At 51.5% G+C, this 3,246-nt stretch carries 2 rRNA genes; both read left to right on the forward strand.

The window, feature by feature from the left end:
• The first annotated feature begins 58 nt into the window (after positions 1–58).
• A 23S ribosomal RNA gene (locus ACI2JX_RS24905) occupies positions 59–2,951 on the forward strand.
• 129 nt (positions 2,952–3,080) lie between these two features.
• Positions 3,081–3,196, forward strand: a 5S ribosomal RNA gene (rrf, locus tag ACI2JX_RS24910).
• Positions 3,197–3,246: the final 50 nt, after the last annotated feature.

Genomic DNA, 3,246 nt, shown 5'->3' on the forward strand with positions numbered 1-3,246 from the left:
AAACGAATTTTCGGCGAATGTCGTCTTCACAGTATAACCAGATTGCTTGGGGTTATATGGTCAAGTGAAGAAGCGCATACGGTGGATGCCTTGGCAGTCAGAGGCGATGAAAGACGTGGTAGCCTGCGATAAGCTTTGGGGAGTCGGCAAACAGACTGTGATCCAGAGATCTCTGAATGGGGGAACCCACTCAGCATAAGCTGAGTATCTTGTACTGAATACATAGGTGCAAGAGGCGAACCAGGGGAACTGAAACATCTAAGTACCCTGAGGAAAAGAAATCAACCGAGATTCCCTTAGTAGTGGCGAGCGAACGGGGACCAGCCCTTAAGTTGGTTTGAGATTAGTGGAACGCTCTGGAAAGTGCGGCCATAGTGGGTGATAGCCCCGTACACGAAAATCTCTTATCAATGAAATCGAGTAGGACGGAGCACGAGAAACTTTGTCTGAACATGGGGGGACCATCCTCCAAGGCTAAATACTACTGACTGACCGATAGTGAACCAGTACCGTGAGGGAAAGGCGAAAAGAACCCCGGAGAGGGGAGTGAAATAGAACCTGAAACCGTATGCGTACAAGCAGTGGGAGCCTACTTTGTTAGGTGACTGCGTACCTTTTGTATAATGGGTCAGCGACTTATATTCAGTGGCGAGCTTAACCGAATAGGGGAGGCGTAGCGAAAGCGAGTCTTAATAGGGCGTTTAGTCGCTGGGTATAGACCCGAAACCGGGCGATCTATCCATGGGCAGGTTGAAGGTTAGGTAACACTGACTGGAGGACCGAACCGACTACCGTTGAAAAGTTAGCGGATGACCTGTGGATCGGAGTGAAAGGCTAATCAAGCTCGGAGATAGCTGGTTCTCCTCGAAAGCTATTTAGGTAGCGCCTCATGTATCACTGTAGGGGGTAGAGCACTGTTTCGGCTAGGGGGTCATCCCGACTTACCAAACCGATGCAAACTCCGAATACCTACAAGTGCCGAGCATGGGAGACACACGGCGGGTGCTAACGTCCGTCGTGAAAAGGGAAACAACCCAGACCGTCAGCTAAGGTCCCAAAGTCATGGTTAAGTGGGAAACGATGTGGGAAGGCTTAGACAGCTAGGAGGTTGGCTTAGAAGCAGCCACCCTTTAAAGAAAGCGTAATAGCTCACTAGTCGAGTCGGCCTGCGCGGAAGATGTAACGGGGCTCAAACCATGCACCGAAGCTACGGGTATCATCTTATGATGATGCGGTAGAGGAGCGTTCTGTAAGCCTGTGAAGGTGAGTTGAGAAGCTTGCTGGAGGTATCAGAAGTGCGAATGCTGACATGAGTAACGACAATGCGAGTGAAAAACTCGCACGCCGAAAGACCAAGGTTTCCTGCGCAACGTTAATCGACGCAGGGTTAGTCGGTCCCTAAGGCGAGGCTGAAAAGCGTAGTCGATGGAAAACAGGTTAATATTCCTGTACTTCCGATTGTTGCGATGGAGGGACGGAGAAGGCTAGGCCAGCTTGGCGTTGGTTGTCCAAGTTTAAGGTGGTAGGCTGAGATCTTAGGCAAATCCGGGATCTCAAGGCCGAGAGCTGATGACGAGTTGCCTTTAGGCGACGAAGTGGTTGATGCCATGCTTCCAAGAAAAGCTCCTAAGCTTCAGACAATCGGGAACCGTACCCCAAACCGACACAGGTGGTTAGGTAGAGAATACCAAGGCGCTTGAGAGAACTCGGGTGAAGGAACTAGGCAAAATGGCACCGTAACTTCGGGAGAAGGTGCGCCGGCGAAGGTGAAGGACTTGCTCCGTAAGCTTTTGCTGGTCGAAGATACCAGGCCGCTGCGACTGTTTATTAAAAACACAGCACTCTGCAAACACGAAAGTGGACGTATAGGGTGTGACGCCTGCCCGGTGCCGGAAGGTTAATTGATGGGGTTAGCGCAAGCGAAGCTCTTGATCGAAGCCCCGGTAAACGGCGGCCGTAACTATAACGGTCCTAAGGTAGCGAAATTCCTTGTCGGGTAAGTTCCGACCTGCACGAATGGCGTAACGATGGCGGCGCTGTCTCCACCCGAGACTCAGTGAAATTGAAATCGCTGTGAAGATGCAGTGTATCCGCGGCTAGACGGAAAGACCCCGTGAACCTTTACTATAGCTTTGCACTGGACTTTGAATTTGCTTGTGTAGGATAGGTGGGAGGCTTTGAAGTGGGGACGCCAGTTCTCATGGAGCCATCCTTGAAATACCACCCTGGCAACTTTGAGGTTCTAACTCAGGTCCGTTATCCGGATCGAGGACAGTGTATGGTGGGTAGTTTGACTGGGGCGGTCTCCTCCCAAAGAGTAACGGAGGAGTACGAAGGTGCGCTCAGACCGGTCGGAAATCGGTCGTAGAGTATAAAGGCAAAAGCGCGCTTGACTGCGAGACCCACACGTCGAGCAGGTACGAAAGTAGGTCTTAGTGATCCGGTGGTTCTGTATGGAAGGGCCATCGCTCAACGGATAAAAGGTACTCCGGGGATAACAGGCTGATACCGCCCAAGAGTTCATATCGACGGCGGTGTTTGGCACCTCGATGTCGGCTCATCACATCCTGGGGCTGAAGCCGGTCCCAAGGGTATGGCTGTTCGCCATTTAAAGTGGTACGCGAGCTGGGTTTAGAACGTCGTGAGACAGTTCGGTCCCTATCTGCCGTGGACGTTTGAGATTTGAGAGGGGCTGCTCCTAGTACGAGAGGACCGGAGTGGACGAACCTCTGGTGTTCCGGTTGTCACGCCAGTGGCATTGCCGGGTAGCTATGTTCGGAAGAGATAACCGCTGAAAGCATCTAAGCGGGAAACTTGCCTCAAGATGAGATCTCACTGGGATCTTGAATCCCCTAAAGGGCCGTCGAAGACTACGACGTTGATAGGTTGGGTGTGTAAGCGCTGTGAGGCGTTGAGCTAACCAATACTAATTGCCCGTGAGGCTTGACCATATAACACCCAAGCAATTTGCTAGCGCGAATTGCGGTGGTGAAGACGAAAGACCCGAAAGTTCGTAATCACAACTATCGCATATCCGAATTTGCTGGGCTGTCCATCTGGACATTCTGGCTACAGAATTTCTTGACGACCATAGAGCATTGGAACCACCTGATCCCATCCCGAACTCAGTAGTGAAACGATGCATCGCCGATGGTAGTGTGGGGTTTCCCCATGTGAGAGTAGGTCATCGTCAAGATTCATTTCGCAAAACCCCTATCTGCGCGAGCAGGTAGGGGTTTTGTCTTT

Source organism: Pseudomonas sp. NPDC088890 (assembly GCF_044900155.1).
In the GTDB taxonomy this organism is placed as follows: domain Bacteria; phylum Pseudomonadota; class Gammaproteobacteria; order Pseudomonadales; family Pseudomonadaceae; genus Aquipseudomonas; species Aquipseudomonas urmiensis.